4 protein-coding genes are annotated in these 6,000 nt (G+C 64.0%); 2 read left to right on the forward strand and 2 right to left on the reverse strand.

Features of this window, described 5'->3' with window-relative positions:
• Positions 1-114: 114 nt before the first annotated feature.
• A complete protein-coding gene (locus tag GGD65_RS28070) occupies positions 115-921 on the reverse strand; it encodes a shikimate dehydrogenase (RefSeq protein WP_183237286.1) in 807 nt (268 codons plus the stop codon).
• Between the two features lie 5 nt (positions 922-926).
• Entirely contained in the window at positions 927-2,786 is a 1,860-nt protein-coding gene (locus tag GGD65_RS28075; RefSeq protein ID WP_183237287.1) for an NAD(P)/FAD-dependent oxidoreductase, read from the reverse strand.
• Positions 2,787-2,962: 176 nt separating this feature from the next.
• On the opposite strand from GGD65_RS28075, the gene GGD65_RS28080 reads away from it, so the two are divergent.
• Both GGD65_RS28080 and GGD65_RS28085 read left to right on the forward strand, forming a co-directional pair.
• Positions 2,963-4,588 (forward strand): long-chain fatty acid--CoA ligase, encoded by a 1,626-nt coding sequence (locus tag GGD65_RS28080; RefSeq protein ID WP_183237288.1) that lies wholly within the window; start codon positions 2,963-2,965, stop codon positions 4,586-4,588.
• 54 nt (positions 4,589-4,642) lie between these two features.
• Complete coding sequence (locus tag GGD65_RS28085) at positions 4,643-5,854, forward strand: acyl-CoA dehydrogenase family protein (protein ID WP_183237289.1); 1,212 nt, start codon at positions 4,643-4,645, stop codon at positions 5,852-5,854.
• The last annotated feature ends 146 nt before the right edge of the window (positions 5,855-6,000 follow it).

Genomic DNA, 6,000 nt, shown 5'->3' on the forward strand with positions numbered 1-6,000 from the left:
TCCTCTTATCCTCTCCTCAAATACGCGACCGGCTCGCGCGAGCGCATGATCCTACGTCGGCTTTGATCGCTCAAGCCCCGCGGAGCGCAACGGGCGCCTTGACATCCGGGCGGATCACCGCCCTTCGCCACGGCCGAGCAGGAAATCCACCATGATCCCCTGGTGCTGCTCGTACATGTCCGTGCCGGTCCCGGTCACGCAGCCGGCCTTTCGGGCCGCCGCGATGAAGGGCGAGATTTCGGGCTTGGTGATGACACAGCCGCAATAGGCCAAGGGCGCAAGCCGCGCCACATCGACCGGCAGCGGATCGCCTTCTTTCATCCCTGCCGGTGTCGCATTGGCGACAAATTCAAAGCCGGTGGGATCCGTGCTGCCGGCCCGCACTAGCGCCTTGCCGAGCCCGTTGAGTTGCCCGATCAGCGCGTCGCGGCGCTCAGTTGCGCTATCGTGAATGGCGAGCTCGCTCACGCCGGCCTCCACCAGCGCGAGCGCGATGGCCGAGCCCGCGCCGCCAGCGCCGATGAGCAGCGCCCGCAGGCCCGCAGGGTTGACCCCTTTCGCCCGCGCCGCACCGACGAAGCCAAGGCCGTCGACCATGTCGCCATGCCATGCGCCGTCGGCGCGTCGGCGCATGAGGTTGACGCTGCGCAGGAAGTGAGCGCGCTCCGTCGCACTCGTGCAAGCCTGGTAGCAGGTGAATTTGTGCGGGATGGTCACGACGAGGCCGTCGAGATTCTTCAGGCGCGGTGCCAATGAGAGGAAATCCGGCAGATCCGCGACCGAGACCTGAGCCGGAACGAGAATGCCGTCATGGCCGCGGGCCGCGAAGGCTGCGGTCACGCCTGCGGGCGAGCGCACCTGGGCGATGGGATCGCCGACGATGACATAGAGGCGCGTGGCGCCCGTGGGTGGCGGGATCATGCCGCTTAAGCCGACAACGCAGAGCCGCCTGCCTCCGCCGCGGTCCCATAGGTCAACTCCAGGCCGTCCAGATTGCCTTCCTTCCGCCATTTGTCGAGCAGCCGCAGGAACGCCACCGGCCCGCGCCAATATTGGCTGTTTCTCGCCGCGATCGGATCGAACACGCCCTCGTTGTTGTAGTAACCGGGCGTGCATTCGGCGAGATAGGTCTGGCGGCCGAGCGCGGCCTTGACGACCTCCTCGACCCAGGCGTTTTCGGCGGCCAGCGTCGGCTCCAGCGTTCGGACTTTGCGCCTGCGCGCTTCGGCGATCACATAGGCGATGTGCTGCGACTGCTCGTCGATGATGTGCGGGAAGTTGGCGCTCTGGCCAGCCTGTACCGTGACGATCAGGAAGCAGTTCGGAAAGCCGCGGCTGTAGAACCCATGCATCGTCTTGACGCCGCCCTGCCAGCGCTCGGTCAGGCTCATGCCGTCGCGGCCGTAGACCTCGAAGCCCATGCGGCGGGCGTAATCGGTGCCGACCTCGAAGCCGCTGGCATAGATCAGGCAGTCGAGCTCGTAAGCCTTGCCGCCAGCCACGACGGCGTTCTCGGTGATGCGCTCGACGCCCTGCCCTTTGGTGTCGACGAGATGCACGTTGGGACGATTGAAGGCATCGAGATATTCGTCGTGGAAGCACGGCCGCTTGCAGAACGCCTTGTACCAGGGCTTGAGCGCGTCCGCGGTCGCCGTGTCCTTGACCACCGCATCGACGCGGGCGCGGATCTCCTCCATCTTGCGGTAATCGGCCTGCTCGATGACTTTCAGCGCCTCTTCCATCGAGGTCACCGGCTGCGGTTGACGGCGCGGCGCCAGCAGGATCTCGCCGAGCAGGCCGGTCCAGCCGTCCTGCACCAGGTCCCGTTCGACCGGCTCGCCGGAGATCACGGCGGTGAAATTGTCCATGCGCTCGCGCTGCCAGCCGGGCCTGAGGCTCTGCGCCCAGTTTTGATCCGTCGACCGGTCGTCCCGCACGCCGATCGCTGACGGTGTGCGCTGCAAGACATAAAGCTCCTCCGCAGCGCGTCCGAGATGCGGCACGCATTGCACGGCGGTGGCGCCGGTGCCGATGATGCCGACGCGCTTGTCGGCAAGTCCGGTCAGACCACCATCCGCATTGCCGCCGGTGTAGCCGTAGTCCCACCGACTGGTATGGAAGCTGTGGCCCTTGAAGGTCGCGATGCCGGGAATGCCCGGCAGCTTCGGTCTGCTGAGCGGACCTCCGGCGAGAATGACGAAGCGCGCACGGATGCGATCGCCCCGATCGGTCTCGACCAGCCAACGCGCCTCCTGCTCCTGCCATGCCATCCGCGAGATGACGGTCTGAAACAGCACGCGATCGTAGAGATCGAAATGGCGGCCGATGCGGCGGGAGTGCTCGTAGATCTCCGGCGCGCGCGCATATTTGCGCACCGGCATGTAGCCGGTCTCTTCCAGCAGCGGCAGATAGATGTAGCTTTCGGTATCGCAGGCGGCGCCAGGATAGCGATTCCAGTACCAGGTGCCGCCGAAGTCGGCCGCCTTTTCCACGATGCGGAAATCATCGATGCCGGCTTCGCGCAAACGCGCGGCACAGAGCAGCCCGCCAAAGCCGCCACCAACGACGAGCACTTCAGTCTCTTCACTGACAGCTGCGCGCGCAAATCCGGGATCGGCCCAGGGGTCGTCGAGGTAGCGGCCGAATTCCCCTGTTACCTCGACATACTGGGCCTTGCCTTCGGCACGCAGACGGCGGTCGCGCTCGTCGCGATAGCGCGCGCGGAGGGCTGCAATATCGACGGTAGGTTCGCCGGCTGCACCGGTCTTGTGTCTTTCCGCTGACATGCATTTCCTCCAAGGAGAACGCTGCTTCGCCGGCAGCTCGGATCAGTTAGCCCTGAAAAAGTGACGCATGCAATCGCGTCCAATGTTTTTTGCGTGAACGCCGCGTGACGTTCCGCTAACCTCACGCGCAAATCACAAGCGCAACGCCACGCAACGACGTGGCCGTGGAGGAGACCATGCAGGGATTGATGATGGACATGCCGCTTCTGATCAGCGGCCTGATCCAATATGCCGCGGACTATCACGGCGAAGCCGACATCGTCGCGCGCGAGATCGAGGGCGATATCCATCGCTACACTTATGCCGACGCCCATCCGCGCATCAAGCGCATGGCGCTGGCGCTGAAGCGGCTCGGCATGAATCCCGGCGATCGCGTCGGCACGCTGGCCTGGAATACGCATCGTCATTTCGAGATGTTCTATGCCGCGCCGGGCATGGGCTATGTGCTGCACACCGTCAATCCGCGTCTGTTTCCCGAGCAGCTCATCTACATCATCAATCACGCCGAAGACCGCCTGCTGTTCATCGACCGCGCCACGCTGCCGCTGGTCGAGGCGATCGCGCCGCAGCTCAAGACGATCGAAGCCTATGTCGTGATGTCGTCGCGCGAGCGGATGCCCGAGACCAAGCTCGCCAACGTTCATTGCTACGAGGAGCTTCTCGACAAGGAAAACGAGGCCGGCTTCACCTGGCCGGAGTTCGACGAAAAGTCCGCCTCTACCATCTGCTATACGTCGGGCACGACCGGCAATCCCAAGGGCGTGATCTATTCGCACCGCGCCGCAATCCTGCAGACCATGACGTGCTGCAATTTCGACTTCCTGCCGGGGCATGTCGAAGGCGTGCGCGAGGTGATGATGCCAATGGCGCCGCTCTTCCACGGCAATGGCTGGAACATGCCGTTCACAGCGCCCTATACCGGCTCGAAGCTGGTGCTGCCAGGCCGCAATTACGAGCCCGACAAGCTCTACGAATTGCTCGAAGGCGAGAAGGTGACGCTGTCGGCGGGCGTGCCGAGCTTCTGGCTGATCCTGCTCGACTGGCTCGGGCGCACCGGCAACAAATTCTCCACGCTGCGGGCAACGCTGTCGTCGGGCTCGGCGCCGCCGCGCGCGATGGTCGAGAAGCTGAAGCGCGACTACAATATCGACTACATCCAGGCCTGGGGCATGACCGAGGCCCTGGGCTGCTCCATGCCGGGCTTGCGACCGGGCTCGGAGCACCTCACCGACAAGGAGAAGTTCGACCGGCGCCAGGTGTCCGGCCGCGCCTGTTTCGGTACAACTCTTCGCATCGTCGACGACAGCGGCGTCGAGCTGCCACGCGACGGCAAGTCCGTCGGCCATTTGCGCGCCCGCGGTCCCTGGGTCGCCTCCGGCTACATGAAGTTGGAGGAAGGCCTCGACCGCGACGGGTGGCTGATCACCGGCGACATGGCGGTGATCGACCAGCAGGGCCACGTCACGCTCACCGACCGCTCCAAGGACGTGATCAAGTCCGGCGGCGAATGGATCTCCTCGATCCAACTCGAGGACGTTGCCTTGTCTCACCCCGATGTGCTTCAGGCAGCCGTGGTCGCGATCAACCATGAGAAATGGCAGGAGCGTCCCCTGCTCCTCGTCGTCCGCAGGAAGGGCGCGACGATCGACGGCAAGACGCTGCTCGACCACATGCGCCCGAAGGTCGCGAGCTGGTGGATGCCGGACGCCGTCGAATTCCTCGACGAATTCCCGATGACGGGGACCGGCAAGGTGTTGAAATCGGCTCTGCGCGAGAAGTTCAGGGAGTATCGCGTCGCATGAACGGCACGCGAGCGCGCTGAAGTCGGCACCGCCGATCGATCAAGGAGCCCACAGATGCTTTACCCGATGTCGCCAAAAGTCGTCGAGCTCAAGCGCAAGCTCGAGAGCTTCATGGACCGGCACATCTACCCGAACGAGGAGCGTTTCTATCGCGAGGCGGAAGAGCTGGGACCCTGGAAGGTCTATCCTGTCGTCGAGGAGTTGAAGCCGCTGGCACGTGCGGAAGGCCTCTGGAATCTGTTCCTGCCGGAGTCCGGCCATGGCGCAGGCCTGACCAATCTCGAATATGCCCCGCTCTGCGAGGTGATGGGCCGATCGCATCTGGCGCCCGAAGTATTCAACTGCTCGGCGCCCGATACCGGCAACATGGAGGTGCTGGAGCGCTACGGTTCGGAGAAGGACAAGGAGCGTTGGCTGAAGCCGCTGCTGGCAGGTGAAATCCGCTCCTGCTTCGCCATGACGGAGCCTGCGGTCGCCTCATCCGACGCGACCAACATCGAGAGTTCGATCCTGCGCGATGGCGACCATTACGTCATCAACGGCCGTAAATGGTATACGACCAATGCGACCGACCCGCGCTGCAAGATCTGCATCTTCATGGGGAAGACCGATCCTGACAATCCGGACCGCCACAAGCAGCAATCGATGATCCTGGTGCCGATGGACACGCCTGGCATCGAGGTGAAACGTCCCCTGCCCGTGTTCGGCTTCTACGGCGTGCCTGACCGGGCGTCGGAAGTCGTCTTCACCAATGTGCGGGTCCCCAAGGAGAACATGCTGCTCGGCGAAGGCCGTGGCTTCGAGATCGCACAGGGCCGCCTGGGGCCCGGCCGCATCCATCACTGCATGCGGCTGATCGGCCTTGCCGAACGCACGCTGGAGAAGATGTGCCGCCGCGTGCGCAGCCGCGTCGCCTTCGGCAAGCCGGTCTCCGAACAGACGGTGACGCAAGAGCGCATTGCAGAATCCCGCATCATGATCGAGCAGGCCCGGCTGCTCACGCTGAACGCGGCCTGCGCGATGGACACGGTCGGCAACAAGGTTGCGAAGGCCGAGATCGCGATGATCAAGGTCGCGGTGCCCAACATGGCCTGCCAGATCATCGACTGGGCGATCCAGGCCCATGGCGGCGGCGGCACCTCGAACGATTTCGGCTTGACCCAGGCCTATGCCACCGCGCGTTTGCTGCGGCTTGCCGATGGACCGGATGAGGTCCACCGGAACCAGATCGCCCGGTTCGAGCTGAAGAAATATTCGAACGCGTGAAAAAAGACGGCTAGCTCACCGGGCGACGCTCTCTTTCTTCCTTCTCCCCTTGTGGGCCTGTTGCGTAATTCGCCAGTTGTGATTCCCTAGGGCAAAGCCTTGGGGGAATGACGATGGCGGTGAAGCGGACAGGACAGCCGAGCTTT

Origin of the sequence: Bradyrhizobium sp. CIR18 (genome assembly GCF_014198295.1) — a bacterium.
Lineage (GTDB): Bacteria > Pseudomonadota > Alphaproteobacteria > Rhizobiales > Xanthobacteraceae > Bradyrhizobium.